Here is a 21,317-nt window from a genome sequence, read left to right as displayed (position 1 = left end):
CCCGGACAATTGCTTATTTGACCGTTTTGATTTTTTACTTTTATAAGAAAATACACGGTACCCTAATAAAACTGTCAAAATACTAGCATGAATAATCGGGATAAGTACATCTGCTTTTACCATCATGTAATTATGTACGATGGCAAAAATGGTCAGCACATAGACCAAACGATGAAGTTTTATCCAATTCTTTCCCATTTTTTTGATAATTGATTTCGTTGATGTGATTGCCAACGGGATCAATAACGTAAAGCCGATCATTCCAAATGTTAGCGCAGGGCGTTTAAAGATATCTTCGAGGATTAACGTCCAATCAAAGAAATAATCTAAAACCATATAATTTAAGAAATGTAACGATGCATAATAAAAAGCGTAAAGTCCTATAGCGCGCCTATATTTCAATATCTTAAATTTAAAAATCTTGGCTAAAGGTGTCACACTTAACGAGATCAATAAAAATCTTATGGTCCAGTCACCCGTAAAATCCGTGATATATTCAATTGGATTTGCCGTTAAACTGTGCGGTGCAAAATTATACCATAGCCACATCTGATGAAATAACCATAGAGACGGCGCAAGGCAAATTAAATGCAATATCGGTCTTTTAAAATCTTTAATCATTAGTAATTTTTTCGTAAGTCAATCCCTGCATATAGACTAGCGACTTCCTCGCCATATCCATTAAATTTTAAGGTAGGACGTCTGCTGAAATCACCAATGCGACGCTCTTTCGCTTGCGACCAACGCGGGTGAGAAACTTCCGGATTTACGTTGGCATAAAAGCCATATTCATGCGGCGCCAAACGCATCCAACTTGTATTTGGTTCATCTTCCCAAAATGAAATTTTGACGATCGATTTTACGCCTTTAAAACCATATTTCCATGGCACCACGAGACGCAAAGGCGCACCATTTTGATTGGCAAGTGTTTCACCATAAATACCAACTGCCATTAATGTTAAAGGATGCATCGCTTCATCCATACGCAGACCTTCTTTATAAGGCCATTTAATAACACCGCGAAGAAGTGCTGGCATTTGTGCTTCATCTTCCAGCGTTTCAAAATAAACATATTTTGCTTTTGACGTTGGCTCTAATTTTTTAATGATTTCTGATAATGAGACACCAACCCATGGAATAACCATCGACCATGCTTCTACGCAGCGCATGCGGTAAATACGTTCTTCAAGGGCATTAAAATCAATTAAATCTTCGACACCATATGTTCCTGGCTTTTCACAATGGCCATCAACCGTAATAGACCATGGATCAGTTATTAAGCTATGTGCATTGTCCGAAGGATCCGATTTATCCATGCCGAATTCATAGTAGTTATTATACCCGAGAATTGCGCGCTTATCCGTAAGTTCTTCCTTGATATCACGGCCATCATATGGATTTGCCGCGGCGGTTAATGTTCTGGCTAATGCGCCATATGGCACCATCATTCCGGCAGCCGTAACGATACCCGCCGCTTTTATAAAATCGCGACGCGTTTTATAATTACCGACTGATGTGACGTCATTCTCACTTAATTCCCAAGGTTTTTTAATTTTTATCAACATGGTGTTACCTGATTTATTAAACGTGTTCTAAACTTTATCTATTATATATAAGGCAATTTTATGTGCCTTTCTATTAACAGACTATCACATTTATGTTATTGCCATAATCTTAATAAAAATGAAAGTCTCAGAATGCCACCTCCACTACTCACGTTGACCAATATATCGTTAAGGTTTGGTCCCGACCCTATCTTTACAGATATGGAGCTATCAATCGGTGAGAATGACCGTGTTTCCTTGGTTGGAAGAAATGGTGCGGGTAAATCAACATTAATGAAAATCATCCATGGCACTGTAGAATTTGATAATGGTGAAAGATTTATAAAGCCGGGAACTCATATTACATACTTGGAGCAAGACCCTGATCTCTCTGAATATAAGACGGCTCACGATTACGTTATCAGCGGACTGGTTCATAGTTCTGAAGATGACCACTTCCAAGCTGATATTATCTTGGCTGAAATTGGGCTAAGTGGACCTTTAGAAACAAAAGCAATGTCAGGCGGCGAACGACGCAGAGCAGCCATTGCGCGCGCGCTTATTAGTGATACTGATATCTTATTATTGGATGAGCCAACCAACCATTTGGATATTGCTACGATCGAATGGCTAGAAGGAAAATTAAAAAGTTGGCGCGGCGCACTCGTATTAATCAGTCATGACCGAACATTTTTAAATAACCTGACCAACACGACATTCTGGCTTGATCGCGGAAAGGTCAGGCGACTTGATAAGGGATTCGCACACTTTGATGAATGGTCATCTGGTATTCTTGAGCAAGAAACCGTCGAGCGGGAAAAATTAGATAAGCTGATTGAAAAAGAAACGGACTGGTCACATAAAGGGATTACGGCTCGACGAAAAAGAAATATGGGGCGCATGAGGCGCCTTTGGGAATTACGTGATCAACGTGAAAAACAAATCGCTGTCGTTGGTTCAGCCAAAATCGCTACTGATAGTGGCAAATCATCCGGCAAAAAGGTTATTGAAGTCCATAAAGTATTCCATTCCTTTGGTGAAAAAACGATCTTAACAAATTTCAATTGTAAAATTCTAAGAGGTGATCGTGTTGGCATTATAGGTTCCAACGGCACGGGTAAAACGACACTTTTAAAAATTCTAACCGGAGACCTTCAACCGGATCAAGGACGGGTGAAGTTAGGTACTAATTTAATTCCTACATTCCTAGATCAACATCGTTCACTCATTAAAGAAACCAATACGGTTTGGGAAACATTAAGTGACGGTAGTGATCATATAATGGTCCGCGGTCATTCTAAACACATCATTTCCTATTTAAAAGATTTCCTATTTGATGCATCGCAGGCGCACAGTCCTGTTAGTTCATTATCAGGGGGAGAAAGAAACAGGCTTCTGCTCGCCAAGACACTTGCTCAACCAACAAACCTTCTCATTTTAGATGAGCCAACGAATGATCTGGATATGGATACATTGGATTTATTGCAAGATGTACTGAGTGAATATGAAGGAACGCTTATTTTGGTTAGCCATGACCGTGACTTTTTAGACCGCTTGGTTACATCAACGATAGCGATGGAAGGCAACGGTGATGTGGTTGAATATCCTGGAGGATATAAAGATTATATAAGACAACGAAAAAACCGCACAGATGGACCTAAGAAGCGCACTGAACAGAAGAATAAAGAAAAGAAAGAAATTAAAGCTAAACAAAAAAATCAACCCAAAAAACTGAGTTTCAAACATCAATTTGCGCTTGAAAATATTCCTAAGGAAATTGCCAAGATTGAAAAGAACATAAAAATGTTTGAGGAAAAATTAGCGGAACCAAATCTTTATTCCGAAAACCCTGACCTATTTCATAAATGTTCTGCCGAACTTGAAAAACTAAATGCCCTCCGGGATCAAAAAGAAGAAGAATGGCTTGAGCTAGAAATTTTAAAAGAAGAAGCGAATAATGTTCCTAATATTGAATGATTAACACTAATAGTTGCATATGTAACATTTCATGAATAAGATGTAATGCTTAATAATAAAGGGGTTCGTTATGACAAAAGAAGATAAAAGTTTTCAATCATCCATTCCACTTGACCATGAATATAAAGCGCTGCCGATTCCAGACAAATGGGAAATGAGCGATAAAGAAATGATTAGTAAATCAGAAGAGTTTTATGAATTGATGAAGAAGCGCCATACGGTACGTGAGTATTCTTCTAGACCCGTCCCTAGAGAAGTGATTGAAAATTGTATTCGAGCCGCAGGTCTTGCCCCAAGTGGCGCAAACCATCAACCTTGGCATTTTGCAATAATAGAAAATCCCGACCATAAACAAAAAATTCGTGATGCCGCAGAAGAAGAAGAAAAAACATTCTATGCAGGACGTGCCAGCGATGAATGGCTGGGAGCACTTGAGCCCATTGGTACCAATGACCACAAGCCGCATTTAACCGAAGCACCATGGCTTATTGTTATTTTTGCACAGCGCACCAGTATTGATCGAAACGGACGTAAATTTAAAAATTATTATGTCAATGAGAGTGTCGGTATTGCTACAGGGTTTCTAATCACGGCGCTTCATAAAGCGGGGCTTAGCACGCTAACCCATACGCCAAACCCTATGAAGTTTTTAAATGAGCTGTGTGGGCGGCCGTCGACTGAAAAACCAGAAATGATTTTGGTCGTTGGTCACCCGGCAGAGGATGCGACCGTGCCCGCCCATGCAAAATGGAAAAAGCCACTTGAAGAAATTATGACAGTGTTTTAAGGAACAAAAAAGGCCGAAACTTTCCGGCCTTTCGTCATTAATGAACGCCGTGCATTCCTTTTTTTAAGAGAGGCGTCAGCAATAAAATTATGATCCCAATCACTCCACTGCCGAGACCGATCATCGTATAAAGATCCATTGTCGCAGTCATATCAAGTGTACCACTTGCTGCACCATGTTCCTGACTACCCATTAGAGAGCTTATCCAACCGGCTACGTTATTACCAAGCGCCGTAAACAAAAACCACGTTCCCATCATCATTCCCACGATCTTCGGTACACTTAATTTCGTAACCATCGAGAGCCCAACCGGACTTAAGAAAAGTTCAGCGAGTGTCAGCATAAAATAAATGAAGATTAACCAAAGGAAGCTCTTGGAGGTGCTATCATCAAGTCCCATACCCCAAGCAAACACGATATAACCTGCACCGATTATCAAAAGTGAATAACCAAATTTCGCCGGCGTAGATGGCTCCCATTTCTTTTTCGCAAGCGCAAGCCAAGCCCACGCCATTACAGGAGCAAACATAATAATAAACATCGCATTCATGGTTTGTACTTGCGACGCCAGAATATTCAATCCTAAGAAATTCAGATCAAATTGTTGATCCGCCAGCAATGTCAAGCTGGCAGCTTGTTGTTCAAACAGTGCCCAAAAAACGGACTGTACTGCGATCAAAAAGAGTGCAACAAAGAGACGATCTCGATCCACCTTATCACACTTTGTAAATCCATAAAAAAGCACAAGTCCAATCATAAATGTTCCAGATATACCCACCAACTGTATAACCATTTCATCATATTGCATCATGACGAAACTAAGGGCGACCATGCCAAGACCAAATAGGTAAATAGTATTTTCCTTGTTTAAACCAATTGGTGATTTCTCTTTTAGAACTTCAGGTTTAGGTGGTTCTGCACGGCCACCAAGATACTTTTGTCCCCACAAGAAAACGAGTAAACCAAACAACATACCAATGCCGGCTAGTGAAAAACCATAATTCCAGCCATGAACTTCACCAACATACCCAACAATAATCATGGAGGCGAATGATCCTAGATTAATTCCCATATAAAAAATTGAGAATCCACCATCACGACGCGGGTCATTTGGGCCATAAAGCGCACCAACGACAGATGAAATATTTGCTTTCAAGAAGCCGACACCACCAATGATAAGTGCGAGGGCCAGAAAGAATATATTGATGTAGAATTCGTCCCTTATAACGATATCCCCGCTCATATACGCTGCGGGGCCATGGAAGGCCATCAAACCATGTCCTGCCACCAACAGAATGGCACCGTAAGTTACCGCTTTCCTGCTGCCAAGATAACGGTCCGCCAAATATCCACCAATAATTGGCATCATATAAACCATACCTGCATAGGCACCGTAAATCATACTGGCTTCATCAACACCAAAGAGATGGTATTTCGTAAGATAAAGAATAAGGATTGTACGCATTCCATAATATGAGAAGCGTTCCCACATTTCTGTGAAGAAGAGAACTGAAAGCCCTATTGGGTGTCCCATGAAATTTGGTTTTTGTGACCCCGCATACATTTCATCACTATATTCTGACATATAATCTCCGTAATATTATTTTATGCCACTTTACGAGAAGAATTTAAAAAAGTCACGTTTACGTTTTAATTGAATGAGACTATAAATAATTCATAGAATAACTTTGAGAGATGATCATGAAAATCAGCAGTAATTTTGACAGCGGTAATATCAATATCCTTGATGCCAGCAGCCCGGGAAATATTCGACTTTCTATAAACAAAGATAATAATTCAGATTTTTATCAGTGGTTCCATTTCCGACTAACAGGCGCGAAAGGCCAACTTTGTGCTTTAAATATTGAAGGAGCGGATGGTGCCGCCTATCCCGGTGGTTGGGAGAATTATCAGGTCGTGGCATCATATGACCATGAAACTTGGTTTCGGGTCAGTACAGTTTATAAGAATAGTACGCTGACCATCCAACACGTTCCGGAAACCGATAGCGTTTATTATGCTTATTTTGCCCCTTATAGTTATGATCGACACCAGGAACTGGTTTCAACAGCGGCCATGCATGAGCGTGTAAAACTTGATGTGATCGGCGAAAGCTGTGATGGACGTGATCTTGATCTCTTGACCATTGGCGAGGAACGCGAAGGAAAGAAAAAAATCTGGATTATTGCAAGACAGCATCCGGGAGAGAGCATGGCTGAATGGATGGTCGAAGGAATTTTAAATCGTCTACTTGATGATGATGACGCCTTAAGTCGTGAACTACTGAATAATTGTGTTTTTTATATAATGCCTAATGTTAATCCCGATGGCAGCATTCGTGGCCATTTACGCTGCAATGCAAAAGGGCAAAACCTTAATAGAGATTGGGATGATCCCGATCCCGAAATTAGCCCCGAGATTTTTCATCTGAGAAATAAAATGGATGAAAAGGGTCTTGATTTCTCACTTGATTGTCATGGCGATGAAGCGCTTCCTTATAATTTCATTGCGTGCTTTGAAGGGGTTCCCGATTTAAATCAATATAACCTTGATACAGCCTACATGTTTGGACGCGAACTAGAGCGAGCAAATCCGGATTTTCAGAATGGAAAAGGATATAGCAAAAGTGCCCCCGGCACAGGAAATTTAGGCATGAGTACAAACCAGATTGCCCACCGTTTTAATGCCGTCTCCATGACACTTGAAATGCCATTTAAAGATACTGTTGATAGCCCAAATCCAGAAACTGGCTGGTCCCCAGAACGTAGTATAAAATTGGGCTATAGCACCCTTGATGCGCTTTCCGCTATTCTGGAACGCCTATAAATATAAAACCCGGAACTACTTCTAGTTCCGGGTTAAGCTATGATCTCAAAATCTAAGATTACGCTTACTTAACTAATCTCTTATTAAATCATAACGCATGAATGCTTTAATAAGCGGTTTGTGCTTCCTTATTCGTTCTATGAATTGCTTCTTTTATTTGTAATTTTTGTTTTTTTAACTCTTGAATTTCATAGTCATTAACATGAGGTCTGCTGACTAAGCTTCTTAAGGCCAATTCTAAACTTCTATGTTTGGCTTTCAGTGGACAAATTAAAGAATTGGAAGAAAAACTTGGTGTAGAGCTATTCGAACGAACAAATAAAATGGTTCGTTTAACGCCAATTGGTGAAAAATTAACAGAAAAAGCTCGTATTATCTTACAAGATGTGGATTATTTTTGTGACGCCGCTACTATTGCAGGAAAGTCATTAGGCGGTGTTATTCATCTTGGTGTTCCCCCTTCCCTTGGGCCTTATATTTTACCATATATTATTCCGCTCATTCATAAAGAATATCCTGACCTCCGGCTTCATATAATTGAAGCGCCACCGCGTGAACTTGAAATTGGTCTTGATCAAGGGAAATATGATTTATTATTCACAGCAACGCCGACCATTATGGCGGAACTCTCTTATATGACTTTGTTTGATGAACCGTTATTAGTCGGTATGTCTTCTGAAAATAAATTATCTAAGCTAACTAAAATAGAAGGGCACCATCTGAAAGGCCAAAAGGTCATAACTCTAGGGCTTGGCCATCAACTTTTTGAACAAGCGCAAGTCATCGCAAGTCAATATGACTGTCAAATATTGAGCGAATATGAAGGCACTAGCCTGGATGCCGTTAGGCATATGGTTGCGATGAATATGGGTTTAAGTTTCTTTTCTGGCATTTATGCTGCTTCAGAAATTAAGGCCAGTAAAGAAATAAAGGTTCTACCGTTTTTTAAGAAAAGTTTCAAAAGGTCAGTCGGACTTGCTTGGCGTCGAACAAGTCCACGCATTAAAGATTATCACTTAATTGCTCAAATCATTATTCAAGAATTGAAAGAGAGATTTGCCGACATTATTGCTTAAATTAGGTATAGTTCAGCTACTCTTTAAATTTAACAACTTTTTGATCAATTCTGCCAAATATTGTATTGCCATCTTTGTCAAACATGTCAATTTCGACTCTATCGCCGAAGCTCATGAAAGGGGTTGTTGGTTTTCCATTGGCAATTGTTTCTAAGCATCTTATTTCAGCAAGACAACAGGAGCCATCATTTGAACCTTTATTTGAAACGGTTCCTGAGCCAATGACCGTTCCAGCGACGAGTGATCTCGTCTTTGCACAATGCTCAACAAGCTCAGTAAAATCAAAAGTCATATCAATGCCTGCATTTGGTGAGCCAATTTTTTCACCGTTTAATATTGCATGTAGTGGCAAATGAACTTTTGTACCGTCCCATGCATCACCCAATTCATCAGGTGTTACGAAAACGGGTGCAAATGCCGTCCAAGGCTTCGATTGATAAAAACCAAATTGTTTACCAAGTTCCGCTGGAATTAAATTACGGAGTGAGACATCATTTAAGATCGAGATTAGCTTGATATGTTTCTTTGCGTCTTCAGCAGTCGTGCCGGCGGGCACATCATCCGTAATCACTGCAACTTCTGCCTCAAGATCAATTCCCCATTCTTCTGATCCCGCTTCAATATCATCACAGGGGCCGATAAAAGCATCCGACGCCCCCATATAAACAAGCGGGTCTTCCCAAAAACTCGGTGGTAGTTCTGCGCCGCGTGCTTTACGGACCAATTCAACATGAGTAACATAAGCACTGCCATCAACCCAGTGATAAGAGCGCGGTAACGGCGCATCACATTCACAAGGGTTAAAATCGTGTCCTGTTAATTTTCCGCTATCTAGATCATCATAAAGTGATTTAAGTCCTGCTTCACAGTCACTCCAATTATCAAGCGCTTGTTGCATTGTAGCGGCTACGTTAGTAGCTAAAACATACTTAGAGAGATCTTTGGATACGACGACCAACTTGCCGTCTCTACCGTGCTTTAATGATGCCAGTTTCATAATGTTGCGCTTTCTATCAATTTATATACTATTGACGAATATTGTTGTTAGCACTACAGTAGTTACATATGAAACTAATTGCAAGTTAATTTTAGAAAAACATTAAAATGAACAAAACCGAACTACTACTCGAAGAATTTCTACCTTATAAACTCTCTTACTTAACCAATCTTATAAGTGATGACCTTTCAAAATTATATACGGACCAATTTGGCATAGCGCATACAGAATGGCGAGTTATGGCAGTGCTTGGTGTGTCTAGCGGCGTATCAGCCGGGCATGTGGCTAAAAAAACAGCTATGGATAAAGTTGCCGTCAGTCGCGCTATTAACAACATGATTAAAAATGATCTAATAGAAAGACAATTTTCAAGTGAAGACAAAAGACGCTCAGAGCTAATGTTATCAACTAAAGGGCAAGATGTTTACAATAATATTGTTCCGCTCGTTCTTGAGTATGAGAACAATATACTTAGTATTCTCGATGAAAAAGAACGTGCTTCACTGGCAAATATTTTAAAGAAATTAACGGGGTATATTAAAGAATAATATTACCCTTCGCTTTCATGAACGCATCTTGAAATGATGTCTGAAGAGTTTTGATCGAAATATTGATCAAAAACGGTCGCAATCGCCCTAAGATATGGCATTACTTTTTTATTAATCTTAAAGTTATTACCGTCACGGCTCATGTATCCAGCTTCCACAAGTTTCATTAAATTTTTTATTTCTATTTTAAAATTATAATGAATGTGATGTTCCATCGTGATTTTTACCGGATCAACTTCGAAATAACACATCAAAGTAGAAATAACATCGCGAAACATTTTATCTTTATTTGATATGCTTAAACCACGCACGACAGAGGACTTATTGCTTGATACTTTTTCAATATAATCGCGAATAGAAGGTACGTTTTGCGCATATCCATCAGGTAAGTTACTAATAGCAGAAGGGCCAAACCCAATTAAAGAGTTTGCCGTATCATCAGTATATCCTTGGAAGTTTCGTTTTAATTTACCTTGATCAAAACTCGTGAATAAATGATCGTCGGGTAATGCAAAATGATCCAATCCGATTGCGCGATATCCATTGTCGGTCAACATTTTGCTTGCCCAATTGAACTGTGCTTGGCGTTCTTTTTGATTGGGCAATTCATGCTCCCCAACTAATTTTTGATGTTTCTTCATATGTGGGACATGGGCATACCCAAAAAGTGCAATACGGCTGGGTTTAAATTTTATTGTTGTTAAAATTGTTTCAGCTATTGTGTCGATAGATTGATAAGGAAGTCCATAAATTAAATCAAAATTGACACGCTCAATACCAGCGCCTTTAAAGTCTCGCATGGTTTTTTCAATTAGATCTACCGTTTGAATTCGATTTATTGCTTCTTGGGTTTTTAGATTAAAATCTTGGATACCAAGGCTTACGCGATTTACACCAGACGATGCATAAGCAAATATTTTATCACGATCAACGGTACGAGGATCAATTTCAATCGCAAATTCCGGCACGTCGTCAATGTCATAACACTCGCTTAAAACATCAATCAAACTTCTAAAATCTGCTGGATCTAAAATTGACGGAGAACCACCACCAAAATGAATATGACTAACTTTTAAACGACCCGTCTTTTTAGCTGTTTGTCGAACTTCTTGTTTTAAAACCTCAAGAAATTTTTCAACAGGGCCATATTTATTACTTATGGTCGTGAAACATCCACAAAACCAACAAAGCTTATCACAATAGGGTATATGAAAATATAAACTAATCGGTTCACAAATAGGTAGTGACTTAAGCCATTTATCGTGGGATTTACCATCAATCGGGCCGAACTCCAGCGCGGTTGGATAGCTTGTATAACGTGGCAAACGCTTAGGTCGTGTCACATCAACTGATTTTAGTACTGTATTCTCCTGAGTCATGCCGACTTTATAGGATAAACAATCATAAAAAAAATTGACCTAAGTCATAAAGCCCAAATCACTTTAGTTATTTAAAGGCTTTAAAAGTCATAATCGTGAATGTATCTTTGATACCATCAACTGTTTGTACTTTTTCATTAATGAAGCGGCCAATATCAATTTCATCTGATAAATGAAACTTTATCATCAGATCAAAAGCACCAGAAATAGAATATAAATCTTCTGTTTCTTCAATATTATCCACGAGTGCTTCTGCGACTTCATAAACTTTACCAAGTTCACATTTAATCTGTACGAAAATATTTTGCATAGTTAAAATTCCACCTATGGTTTATTGATGTTAAAAAATTCTTATCCAATAATTACATGCGTTTACTCAGGTCTTCTTCCAAATTAAAAGCAACTATTGTTCTTGGCACCAAAGAATCGCTCGGTGTTGCTTGGTGCAACATCCATGAAGGAAATATAAGAATTTCTCCTTCTTCTACTTTAGGGGTGTAACAATCATTTACATTTCTTACATCATTTGGGTCTAAGAATGGTCTAAAAAGAGTGGTCGCCCAATGTTCGTTGGGATCAAACTCGGCATAAAGGACGCAACTATATCCTGTTGGCTGATGGCGATGAGTTGTAAATCCCGCTTGATCGATATATTGCTGCGCCCAAATATCCTGCAATTTTGTTTGCGTACTTGCAATAAATGGCCTCAGTTCAGGCTCAATAAATTCTCCCCAAATTTTTTTTCGCCACGGCTGCGGTTTTCCATAATCCGTATAGTATCCTGCTCTAGGCCGATAACTTGGATCTGGCTGATTGTTAATAGAGTCTAACAGATACCCTTTATATTTATCCCATCCTTTAGTTCTCACTTGATGAACAGCTGTTGGAAACAGGTTTAGTGTAATGGCATCCATTTTCTTGATCCTTTTACTTTTCTATGTGAACATCATAAAAACTTTTTTGCACTTATTCAACCGGGATTGTGAAACATTGCTGCCACAATATCGATTTCTTATAAGGCTATCACCGATAAATTATATTGTTTACAAATTTGAATAAAATAGCATTTTACATTTGCCTTAATTTATCCAAAAGCATATGGCATATATAAATCAGTCACGATTATTTAATAGGGAATAATATGAAAAAATTCATAATATTAATGCTTATATCATTAGGAATATCCACTCCTGCTATATCGGGTGAACATGCAAACGCATTATCACAGTGTCTGGTATCAAATACGACTGAAGAAGACAAAGGTGTGATGGCACGTTGGGTTTTTTCAACCTTAAGTCAGCACCCATCCATTGGTTCGATGTCTACTTTAACTAAAAGTGCCACCACAACTGCGGACCGTGATATGGCACAATTAGTCGAAACATTTATGTATAATAAATGCAAAGATCAGGTGAAAAACGCCCTTCAAAACGAAGGCCCAAAAGCCATTGAGTTAAGCATCCGACAATACGCACAAGTGACTGGACAAGAGATATTGAAAGACCCAAGCATTACTAACAATGTGACAAATTTGGCGCAGCATTTGGATATGATGAAATTATTCCAAGCCCTTATGACGGATTGATGCAACCTTACATCTTAGGAAAACTTATTAGAGTTTCGATAAGCTTTTTCAGGGTAGGTCTAAGTTGATTGGCAAGACGCTCATCAAATTCATTCGTTTTTTCATTCATGTATGTTATTTGAGAGATCTCTAACTGAATAGCATCAATATTATTTTTCGGATCACCGTAATGCCGTGTTATATACCCCCCTTTAAATCGCCCGTTAAGGGCATTGGTATATTTTGAATTTCTAATAATTTTATCTAACTTTTTGACCAGTTCCATATCCGCAGAGGTACCATTTCCTGTTCCCAAGTTTAAATCTGGTAATCGACCATTAAATAGTTCAGGTACATGACTTTTTATTGAATGGGCATCCCAAAGTCGTGTGAAGCCGTGATACTGTTTAATTCGTGAGAGCTCATTACTAATTTTATCATGATAAGGACGCCAATATCGATCAATTCGCGCGGCTTCATCTATTTTAAAATCTTTCTTATAAAGCGAGTCACCATCAAACGTATGTGTTGGACATAATCCCGATACTTTTTTTCCTGGATAAAGATTAGTTCCATCAATGCCGCGATTTAAATCAACAACATATCTGGAATATTTTGCCCCTATAATCGAGACATCCATATCAAGCAAGAAATCATAAAGACGATCAATATACCAATCTGTATCCATCATATTAACGCCGTGAGACGTCATATTTGATTTAATATATTCCGGATTTTCCAAACCAACATGAGGCATACTAACAAGAAGCGGTTTTGATCCTTTATGGAAAAAATATAGGTCCATTACATATTTCCTGAAGGTAGAATATCGATGATATGATCAGAAAAATCACCTTCGAGCACCATATTCGTCGCCTGTTCCATATCTGGAGCAAAAAAGCGATCCACTGTATAATGTGGAACGCGTTCACGAATTTTAGAATGCACTTTTTGCAATACGGGGGATGTTTTATGCGGTGCCCTAAAGTCAATGCCTTGGGCCGCGGCCAAAAGCTCAACACCAATAACCGTTGCACTATTAAATGCAAGGTCTGTTAAACGGCGAGCACCGTATGTCGCCATGCTGACATGATCTTCCTGATTAGCGGATGTAGGAATACTATCAACGCTTGAAGGGTGGGACATGGTTCTATTTTCTGACACTAGTGCAGCAGCAGAAACCTGCGCGATCATAAATCCAGAATTAACGCCGCTATTTTTAACTAGAAACGCTGGTAAATCACTCATTTTAGGATCAACCAAAATCGCAAGTCTGCGCTCAGAAATACTTGCTATTTCACAGATTGCCATGGCCAGAATATCGGCCGCGAAGGCCACTGGTTCAGCATGGAAATTACCCCCTGAAATTACATCCCCATTATCGGTAAAAATAAGTGGGTTATCAGTGACCGCATTTGCCTCAATAATGAGTGTGCTTGCTGCATTATTAATAATATCTAAAACTGCCCCCATTACTTGTGGTTGGCACCTTAGCGAATATGGATCTTGCACTTTTTCACAGTCATGATGCGCTAAATTTATTTCACTTCCGGATAGCAAGGATAAATATTTCTGTGATACCGTGATTTGTCCGGGTTGACCACGTGCAATATGAATACGTTTATCAAAAGGTGCAACGCTTCCCATTAATGCATCTACACTCATAGAGCCAGAAACCACTGCAGACGCAAAAACATCCTCCGCTTGAAAAAGCCCTTTAAGCGCTAACGCCGTTGATACTTGTGTGCCGTTTAAAAATGCAAGTCCTTCTTTTGAACTTAATTTTAAAGGCTGCAATCCGCTTTTATCGAGTCCTTCTTTAGCGGTCATCCGTTCGCCATTTAAATTGACGAAGCCTTCGCCCATTATCGCAGCCGTCATGTGTGCAAGCGGCGCCAGATCACCAGACGCACCTACAGAACCTTTGCGCGGAATTTCAGCAATCAATCCTGCATTAATAAATTTTAGAAATGTTTCAATAGTAGACGCTCTAATGCCAGAATATCCTTGGGCAAGACTTGATACCTTAAGAGCATAAATAAGCCTGACGACATCATCTGTTATGGGTCTGCCGACCCCGGTACTATGGGACATGACCAAATTTGTTTGGAGAAGCTCCAATTGATCTTCTGGTATTGATGTCTGGGCAAGCAGACCAAAACCCGTGTTAATGCCATATACTGTCTGTCCTTCATCCGTGATCGTATCAACTACATTTCGTGATTGATGTATGATTTCCCAGGCATCGCTTTTAAGCGTTATTTTCTGTTCTTCGCGGTATAGAAGTCTCAATTCACGGAGCGTCATTTCACCTGGATTTATTTGAAAGCTCATGATTATTTCTCCAACATAGGAAGGTTTAAGCATTTTTCCATTGCGCATTCACGCGCTATATCATAACCCGCATCGGCATGCCTCATTACGCCTGTAGCCGGATCATTCCAAAGAACGCGACCAATTCTTTCCGCCGCTTTATCAGTCCCATCGCACATAATAACAACACCACTATGCTGAGAAAAACCCATCCCAACACCGCCGCCATGATGAAGAGATACCCAAGTCGCACCACTTGCCGTATTCAAAAGCGCGTTCAAGAGTGGCCAATCAGAAACAGCATCCGAGCCATCCATCATACTTTCTGTTTCGCGGTTAGGGCTTGCCACTGACCCACTGTCCAAATGATCTCGACCGATCACAACGGGTGCTTTTAATTCTCCGTTCTTGACCATTTCATTAAAGGCAAGGCCAAGTTTGTGACGTTCGCCAAGTCCGACCCAACATATCCGCGCTGGTAATCCTTGAAATTGGATACGTTCACGAGCCATATCAAGCCAGTTATGAAGGTGCGGATTATCAGGAATGAGTTCTTTTACTTTTTGATCGGTTTTATAAATATCTTCTGGGTCGCCACTAAGGGCCGCCCAACGGAATGGCCCAATACCACGGCAGAATAGCGGACGAACATAAGCAGGGACAAAGCCAGGAAAATCAAACGCATTTTCCACGCCTTCATCAAAAGCAACCTGACGAATATTATTACCATAATCAAAAGTTGGAACACCCATTTTATGGTATTCAAGCATGGCTTTAACATGTTCCGCCATCGCTTTCTTAGCTTGCTTTTCTACTTCTTTTGGCGCGCTGTCAATTTTACTTTCCCATTCATCAACACTCCATCCAATAGGAAGGTAACCATTAATGGGATCATGAGCAGAGGTTTGATCGGTAACAGCATCCGGACGGATGCCACGCTTTAACATTTCAGGAATAATTTCTGCTGCATTACCTAGCAAGCCAACAGAAATCGCCTTCCCTTCGTTGGTTGCTTGATTGATCATTTCCATCGCGCTTTCTAATGTTTCTGCGCGTTTGTCAAGATATCTCGTGCGTAAACGGAAATCGATACGGTCGCTTCTGCATTCAATGGCAAGCATTGAGGCGCCAGCCATAGTTGCTGCGAGCGGTTGAGCGCCGCCCATACCACCGAGACCACCAGTTAAGAACCATTTTCCCTTAAGATCACCGCCAAAATGTTGGCGTCCCATTTCAACAAAGGTTTCATATGTTCCCTGCACGATCCCCTGGCTTCCGATATATATCCAACTACCAGCTGTCATTTGGCCATACATCATTAAACCTTTTTTATCGAGTTCATTAAAATGATCCCAATTGGCCCAATGCGGTACAATATTTGAATTGGCAATTAGTACACGTGGCGCATCTTCATGGGTTCTAAAAACACCGACAGGTTTACCAGATTGAACGAGAAGAGTTTCATTTTCATCTAAGTTCTTTAAACTTTCAACGATTTTATCAAAACATTCCCAATTACGTGCGGCTTTACCAATACCACCATATACCACCAGATCTTCTGGACGTTCAGCCACTTCTGGATCAAGGTTATTCATAAGCATACGAAGGGGTGCCTCTGCCGCCCAATGTTTTGCATTCAATTCAACGCCTGTTGGCGCTTTTATTATACGGTTGTTTTTATTCATTTTTATGTCCTGTATATACAAGTTAAAAAGTCAAATTTTTATATGTCATCTTATTTAAAAATTAAAATTGTTCTGGTTTAAAAAGTCCCGAAAGTTCGTATCTTGAACCCGGATGATATAATTTCGCTGTCGACGCCACTTGTCCTTTTGTCCAAGTGCGTCTTTCCACTAAAAGACATGCGTCATCATCTGACATGTCTAATACTTCCTTTATAGCCGCAGTTGGAATAATTGCCTTAACGATATGCTCTACTTTTTGCAAAGGTGCTTTTTTAATTAAATATTCATAAGGTGTTTGCTTAGTGTAATCTTGCGCCCCATAACCCGGTACGATTATTTCATTGACCAACCGATCTTCCAACTGGATCGGTATTCCTTGTTCTTTATGGATTATTTGTGAATGAGTTAAAGGGTCACCAACATTTACATTCATAATCCCTGCAATTTTTTCATTAGCCTTAATAGTTTCACATGTAAGAACGACAGCAGAATATTCATGGTGACGCGCTCGAATTTCATCAGCGATATTATGAATTTCTAGTGGATTACTTTTCGCTTTTAATTCGGCAACAAAAGTTCCAACACCGGCAACACGAATAAGATATCCTTCATCGGTTAATTCACGCAATGCACGGTTTGTGGTCATACGGGACACAGAAAATTCTTTAACCAATTCATTTTCAGAAGGCACCCGCATAGAAGATCCCCATTCACCGCTATCAATACGGTCAAGAATATGATCCTTGATTTTACGGTATAATGGTTCTGATTTTAGGACGGTAGTCAATTTAATCTCCTGAAATTTGTATAATAATATGCCCTTGTATATACAGGCTAGTCAAGATGTTTTTGCAAACCTTCCATGACCGTTTTAAATTTATCATAAATTTGATCTTCGTTAGCATGCTTATAGTTATTTATTAAGTGTTTACCTGCCACAAAAACATGTTGAATTACATTTTGATTTCCGTTAAAAATAAATCGATCAATGATATGATTATCAGGCGTTGCTAACAATGTTGCCGCATTACGATCAAGGACGATAAGGTCAGCACGATTGCCCGTTTTTATTTCATTATTATTAAAGCCGCTCGCCATTGACCCTCCCCTTAAAGCATTCTTATAAAGGTTGGTGCCTGTGTGAACCTCTTTTTCAGATGTTGCAATATTACGTTTCTGCATATCTAATCTTTGGCCATATTCTAATAGGCGCAATTCTTCGCTGGCACTGACGCTTATATGGCTGTCGGAACCAATACCAAAGTTACCCCCCATATCAAGAAATGCTTTTAGTGGGAAAATTCCGTCGCCTAAATTGGCTTCAGTGGTTGGGCAAAGACCAACGACCGCGCCAGATTTAGCGATCATACCCACCTCATCATCAGATAAATGAGTTGCATGAATAAGACACCATCTATTATCAATTTCAAAGTTTTCATAAAGCCATTCCACCGGCCTTTTTCCAGAAAATGATATTGAATCATCTACTTCCGCTAATTGTTCGGCTATATGGATATGTATAGGCCCAATTGTTGGGTTGTGTTCAAGAACATATTTTAACGCCTTTTCTGGCACTGCCCGCAAACTGTGAAAGGCCAATCCTAAATGCTGATGATCGAATTTATTGATCTGCTCATTTAATTTTATCAGCAAACTAACAAATCCTTCCGCACTTTGACTGAAGCGTACTTGTTCGTTCGTTAAAGGATTTTCACCAAACCCTGAAGCCATATAAAGAACAGGTAAATGACAAAGGCCAATACCAACATTATTGGCGGCATCCATAATCGCGTTTGACATATCCATTACACCATCCGGCGCATCATGAAGATAATGAAATTCAGAAACAGATACATACCCCGCTTTAAGCATTTCAAGGTAAAGATGTGAAGCAATAACCTTTAAATCATGGGCAGATATTTTCCCCGCGAATTTGTACATTATGTCTCGCCATGTCCAGAAACTATCTAAATCAGACGCAGAATATTCCGCAAGGCCCGCCATCGCGCGTTGAAAGGCGTGGCTATGAATATTATTTAATCCCGGAAGTGCGTATCCCCTAATCTTATCGCCAGACCCATTATATCCCGTTTCTATATTTGCGATAACGCCATCATCATTGATTTCAAGCAGAACATTTTCTGCCCAATTTCCATTTAATAACGCCTTTTCAAATATTATTCTTTTCATTTACTCTGCTTCTGGATATAGTTGTCTATACAAGTTAACTTAACCGATAAAATTTAATTGTCAATTTTAAAGAAAGCGTCCTATATATGAGCAATAAAATCTGGACCAATGTAAATTTGATTTCTATGCAAGAAAATGAAACGCCTTATGGCTTAATTGAAAATACTGCCATGGTAATTGAAAATGACTATATTACATGGATCGGCTCTGAAGAATCACTCCCAAACCATTATGATTACGAAATGGAAGATGCAGAAGGTGATTATATATCACCGGGACTTATTGATTGCCATACACATTTAATATATGGCGGCAATCGCATTGACGAATTTGAAAAAAGATTAAATGGCGTAAGTTATGAAGAAATTGCAAAAAGTGGTGGTGGCATTTTATCAACCGTTCAAGCCACGCGTGATGCCACTGAAGCTGAGCTGATTGAAAGTGCTAATAAAAGACTTTCTCATTTAAAAGCAGAGGGTGTCACTACCATAGAGGTAAAATCAGGTTATGGCTTAAACACGGAAACAGAGCTAAAGATGTTATCTGTCGCAAGAACAATGAATGTAAATAATGACATTGATGTGATTGCCACTTTTCTTGGCGCCCATGCAATACCGGATGAACATAAAAATAACAGAGACGATTATATCGATTTAATCATCAATGAAATGCTACCAAAAATTGCTGAGCAGAAAATGGCCGCCGCCGTAGACGGTTTTTGTGAAACAATCGGTTTTCAATATCAAGAAATGGAAAAAATATTCATAAAGGCAAAAGAACTAGGCCTTAATGTTAAGCTACACGCGGAACAATTATCCAATCAAAATGGTGCAAAGCTTGCCGCCAAATATGGCGCTCTATCTGCCGATCATTTAGAACATCTGACAGAAGATGCCATATTAAATATGAAAGAAGCAGGAACGATCGCGGTGCTTCTTCCCGGTGCCTATTATACATTGCGTGATAGCAAATGCCCGCCAATTGACTTACTTAGAAAACATAAAGTTCCTATGGCGGTTGCAACGGACTGTAATCCGGGGTCATCGCCAGTTCTTTCCTTGAAGCTTATGATCAATATGGCATCAACAATTTTCCAATTAACACCAGAAGAAGCTATAGCGGGCGTTACACGTAACGCCGCAAAAGCATTGGGCTTAAGGGATCGTGGTATTATTAAAGAAGGGATGCTTGCCGATCTTGTAAGATGGGATATCGAACATCCCGCTGAGCTCGCCTATTACGTAGGGGGCAACCATGTAAAATCGGTAATAAAAAATGGAAAAATAGTTCTTTAAAAGAAACGTTTCACATCAATTAAAGATAAATCAATCCCGACATCACGAATGTCTTTTCGAATTTCTTCACCCATTATTATAGAAGCTGCTATGCGTGACATTGCCGGTGATGTCATGATACCAATACCTTCTTGACCGGCGAGCCAGAAAAACCCATCCGCATCGGGTGCAAATCCGAGTGCAGGGTATTTATCTTGTGTACCATTTCGAAGACCAGCCCATTTTTGTTCAACTTTACGTATTTCTATATCTGTGCACTCATGAAAATAATGAGCCGCATATGCAACATCAATTTCTTCTGGTTGCGCATCACATGGCTTAGAAAGGGACGTATCACAAGGGCTAATGATAATTTTTCCTGCATCTGATTTAAAATAAAAGGTGTCTACAAGTTCTACAACCATTGGCCATTTATCAATATTTTGAATTCCTTCTGGCGCATCAACGACGACCATCGTGCGTCTTTGCGGACGAATTCCGATCTCTTTAACGCCTGCCATTTTCGCAATTTCGTCCACCCATGAACCAGCGGCATTGACAATAATTGGCGCAGAATAGTCACCGGCATTCGTTTCTAAGCACCACCCTACATTTGTCTTTGAAATTTTTAATACTTCTGCATTCGTAATAAATTCTGCGCCACGCGATTTTGCGCCTTTCATATATCCTTCATGAAGCGCATGCACATCAATATCAGCCAATTCATTTTCAAGATATAAACCAAGGTCACTATAATTATCGTTGATGATTGGAACGAGTTTTCTAATTTCTTCACGATTAACAAGTTTTACATCATCGGTAATCTTGATCAATTTTTAATATCTCTCAATAACTTTATCGCGATCATCCTTTGGAGCAATATAAATTTCCCCCCGCCAATTTAAGAGCTCTGCATCCGTAAACCCTGAAGGCGGGTTTTCTAAAAATATGCTGCTGGTTTTGGTTAATGCATAAATGGCAGGGTCACCTTGACCATATGTTGTCTCAAGAACGGCTGCACTTCGTCCAGTCGTATGATAACCGGGTTGACTTTCTCTTTCTAAGACGATCACTTTCCCATACTTACTAAGTTCATAAGCAACAGAGGCGCCAGCAATACCGGCGCCTATGATAATAAAATCAGCTTTAATCATATT

General features: G+C 39.5%; 22 protein-coding genes. 7 read left to right on the top strand and 15 right to left on the bottom strand.

Annotation, left to right across the window (positions count from 1 at the left end):
• Positions 1-549: sulfite oxidase heme-binding subunit YedZ (locus ACTF6W_RS03225; RefSeq protein ID WP_438993100.1), on the bottom strand; the 549-nt coding region annotated here is incomplete at its 3' end.
• A 71-nt stretch (positions 550-620) separates the two neighbouring features.
• A complete protein-coding gene (gene msrP, locus ACTF6W_RS03220) occupies positions 621-1,565 on the bottom strand; it encodes a protein-methionine-sulfoxide reductase catalytic subunit MsrP (RefSeq protein ID WP_438993099.1) in 945 nt (314 codons plus the stop codon).
• A 132-nt stretch (positions 1,566-1,697) separates the two neighbouring features.
• Between msrP and ACTF6W_RS03215 the strand changes: the two genes are divergently transcribed.
• Together ACTF6W_RS03215 and ACTF6W_RS03210 are read left to right on the top strand one after the other, a co-directional pair.
• Positions 1,698-3,521 carry an ABC-F family ATP-binding cassette domain-containing protein gene (locus tag ACTF6W_RS03215; RefSeq protein WP_438993098.1) on the top strand — a complete coding sequence of 608 codons (1,824 nt, stop codon included), beginning with the start codon at positions 1,698-1,700 and terminating at the stop codon, positions 3,519-3,521.
• A gap of 70 nt (positions 3,522-3,591) precedes the next feature.
• Positions 3,592-4,308, top strand: coding sequence for a nitroreductase family protein (locus ACTF6W_RS03210; RefSeq protein ID WP_438993097.1), 717 nt, complete (start codon positions 3,592-3,594; stop codon positions 4,306-4,308).
• A gap of 37 nt (positions 4,309-4,345) precedes the next feature.
• On the opposite strand, the gene ACTF6W_RS03205 is transcribed toward ACTF6W_RS03210, so the two are convergent.
• On the bottom strand, positions 4,346-5,893 hold the full coding sequence (locus ACTF6W_RS03205; RefSeq protein WP_438993096.1) for a peptide MFS transporter: 1,548 nt from the start codon (positions 5,891-5,893) through the stop codon (positions 4,346-4,348).
• Positions 5,894-6,009: 116 nt separating this feature from the next.
• On the opposite strand from ACTF6W_RS03205, the gene ACTF6W_RS03200 reads away from it, so the two are divergent.
• Positions 6,010-7,134 carry a M14 family metallopeptidase gene (locus ACTF6W_RS03200; protein WP_438993095.1) on the top strand — a complete coding sequence of 375 codons (1,125 nt, stop codon included), beginning with the start codon at positions 6,010-6,012 and terminating at the stop codon, positions 7,132-7,134.
• Between the two features lie 106 nt (positions 7,135-7,240).
• Here the strand turns inward: ACTF6W_RS03200 and ACTF6W_RS03195 are convergent, their stop codons facing one another.
• Positions 7,241-7,396 (bottom strand): YdcH family protein, encoded by a 156-nt coding sequence (locus ACTF6W_RS03195; protein ID WP_438993101.1) that lies wholly within the window; start codon positions 7,394-7,396, stop codon positions 7,241-7,243.
• A 16-nt stretch (positions 7,397-7,412) separates the two neighbouring features.
• On the opposite strand from ACTF6W_RS03195, the gene ACTF6W_RS03190 reads away from it, so the two are divergent.
• On the top strand, positions 7,413-8,210 hold the full coding sequence (locus ACTF6W_RS03190) for a LysR substrate-binding domain-containing protein (protein ID WP_438993094.1): 798 nt from the start codon (positions 7,413-7,415) through the stop codon (positions 8,208-8,210).
• 16 nt (positions 8,211-8,226) lie between these two features.
• On the opposite strand, the gene ACTF6W_RS03185 is transcribed toward ACTF6W_RS03190, so the two are convergent.
• Positions 8,227-9,207, bottom strand: coding sequence for a fumarylacetoacetate hydrolase family protein (locus ACTF6W_RS03185; RefSeq protein ID WP_438993093.1), 981 nt, complete (start codon positions 9,205-9,207; stop codon positions 8,227-8,229).
• A 107-nt stretch (positions 9,208-9,314) separates the two neighbouring features.
• On the opposite strand from ACTF6W_RS03185, the gene ACTF6W_RS03180 reads away from it, so the two are divergent.
• On the top strand, positions 9,315-9,755 hold the full coding sequence (locus ACTF6W_RS03180; protein ID WP_438993092.1) for a MarR family winged helix-turn-helix transcriptional regulator: 441 nt from the start codon (positions 9,315-9,317) through the stop codon (positions 9,753-9,755).
• Positions 9,756-9,757: 2 nt separating this feature from the next.
• Here ACTF6W_RS03180 and hemN read toward each other — a convergent pair whose 3' ends face one another.
• The 3 genes from hemN to ACTF6W_RS03165 all read right to left on the bottom strand — a co-directional run bounded on the left by hemN (position 9,758) and on the right by ACTF6W_RS03165 (position 12,048).
• Positions 9,758-11,134, bottom strand: a complete 1,377-nt coding sequence (gene hemN, locus ACTF6W_RS03175) for an oxygen-independent coproporphyrinogen III oxidase (protein ID WP_438993091.1) — start codon at positions 11,132-11,134, stop codon at positions 9,758-9,760.
• Positions 11,135-11,201: 67 nt separating this feature from the next.
• Positions 11,202-11,444 carry an Lrp/AsnC ligand binding domain-containing protein gene (locus ACTF6W_RS03170; RefSeq protein ID WP_438993090.1) on the bottom strand — a complete coding sequence of 81 codons (243 nt, stop codon included), beginning with the start codon at positions 11,442-11,444 and terminating at the stop codon, positions 11,202-11,204.
• A gap of 52 nt (positions 11,445-11,496) precedes the next feature.
• Complete coding sequence (locus ACTF6W_RS03165; protein WP_438993089.1) at positions 11,497-12,048, bottom strand: putative 2OG-Fe(II) oxygenase; 552 nt, start codon at positions 12,046-12,048, stop codon at positions 11,497-11,499.
• A gap of 227 nt (positions 12,049-12,275) precedes the next feature.
• On the opposite strand from ACTF6W_RS03165, the gene ACTF6W_RS03160 reads away from it, so the two are divergent.
• Complete coding sequence (locus tag ACTF6W_RS03160) at positions 12,276-12,719, top strand: hypothetical protein (protein ID WP_438993088.1); 444 nt, start codon at positions 12,276-12,278, stop codon at positions 12,717-12,719.
• A 7-nt stretch (positions 12,720-12,726) separates the two neighbouring features.
• Here ACTF6W_RS03160 and hutG read toward each other — a convergent pair whose 3' ends face one another.
• The 5 genes from hutG to ACTF6W_RS03135 all read right to left on the bottom strand — a co-directional run bounded on the left by hutG (position 12,727) and on the right by ACTF6W_RS03135 (position 18,886).
• Positions 12,727-13,503, bottom strand: a complete 777-nt coding sequence (gene hutG, locus ACTF6W_RS03155) for an N-formylglutamate deformylase (protein ID WP_438993087.1) — start codon at positions 13,501-13,503, stop codon at positions 12,727-12,729.
• The gene (gene hutH, locus ACTF6W_RS03150; protein ID WP_438993086.1) at positions 13,503-15,032 is read right to left on the bottom strand and encodes a histidine ammonia-lyase; all 1,530 of its coding nucleotides are present in this window, start codon (positions 15,030-15,032) and stop codon (positions 13,503-13,505) included. Before hutH ends, hutG begins: the two co-directional genes overlap by 1 nt.
• Before the next feature lie 2 nt (positions 15,033-15,034).
• Positions 15,035-16,696 (bottom strand): urocanate hydratase, encoded by a 1,662-nt coding sequence (gene hutU, locus ACTF6W_RS03145; RefSeq protein WP_438993085.1) that lies wholly within the window; start codon positions 16,694-16,696, stop codon positions 15,035-15,037.
• Positions 16,697-16,757: 61 nt separating this feature from the next.
• Entirely contained in the window at positions 16,758-17,483 is a 726-nt protein-coding gene (gene hutC / locus ACTF6W_RS03140; RefSeq protein WP_438993084.1) for a histidine utilization repressor, read from the bottom strand.
• A 47-nt stretch (positions 17,484-17,530) separates the two neighbouring features.
• Positions 17,531-18,886: a formimidoylglutamate deiminase gene (locus ACTF6W_RS03135; RefSeq protein WP_438993083.1), complete on the bottom strand. Its 1,356-nt coding sequence runs from the start codon at positions 18,884-18,886 to the stop codon at positions 17,531-17,533.
• An 86-nt stretch (positions 18,887-18,972) separates the two neighbouring features.
• Here ACTF6W_RS03135 and hutI point away from each other — a divergent pair, with 86 nt between their 5' ends.
• Positions 18,973-20,181, top strand: a complete 1,209-nt coding sequence (gene hutI, locus ACTF6W_RS03130; protein WP_438993082.1) for an imidazolonepropionase — start codon at positions 18,973-18,975, stop codon at positions 20,179-20,181.
• Here the strand turns inward: hutI and ACTF6W_RS03125 are convergent.
• A complete protein-coding gene (locus tag ACTF6W_RS03125) occupies positions 20,178-20,993 on the bottom strand; it encodes an NAD(P)/FAD-dependent oxidoreductase (protein ID WP_438993081.1) in 816 nt (271 codons plus the stop codon). The two genes, hutI and ACTF6W_RS03125, sit on opposite strands and share 4 nt — an antisense overlap.
• Before the next feature lie 3 nt (positions 20,994-20,996).
• Positions 20,997-21,314, bottom strand: a complete 318-nt coding sequence (locus ACTF6W_RS03120) for an FAD-dependent oxidoreductase (RefSeq protein ID WP_438993080.1) — start codon at positions 21,312-21,314, stop codon at positions 20,997-20,999.
• Positions 21,315-21,317 lie beyond the last annotated feature (3 nt).

Source organism: Pseudemcibacter sp., from assembly GCF_965661635.1.
Classification (GTDB): Bacteria; Pseudomonadota; Alphaproteobacteria; order Sphingomonadales; family Emcibacteraceae; genus Pseudemcibacter.
This window is presented reverse-complemented; position numbering and strand designations above follow the sequence as displayed.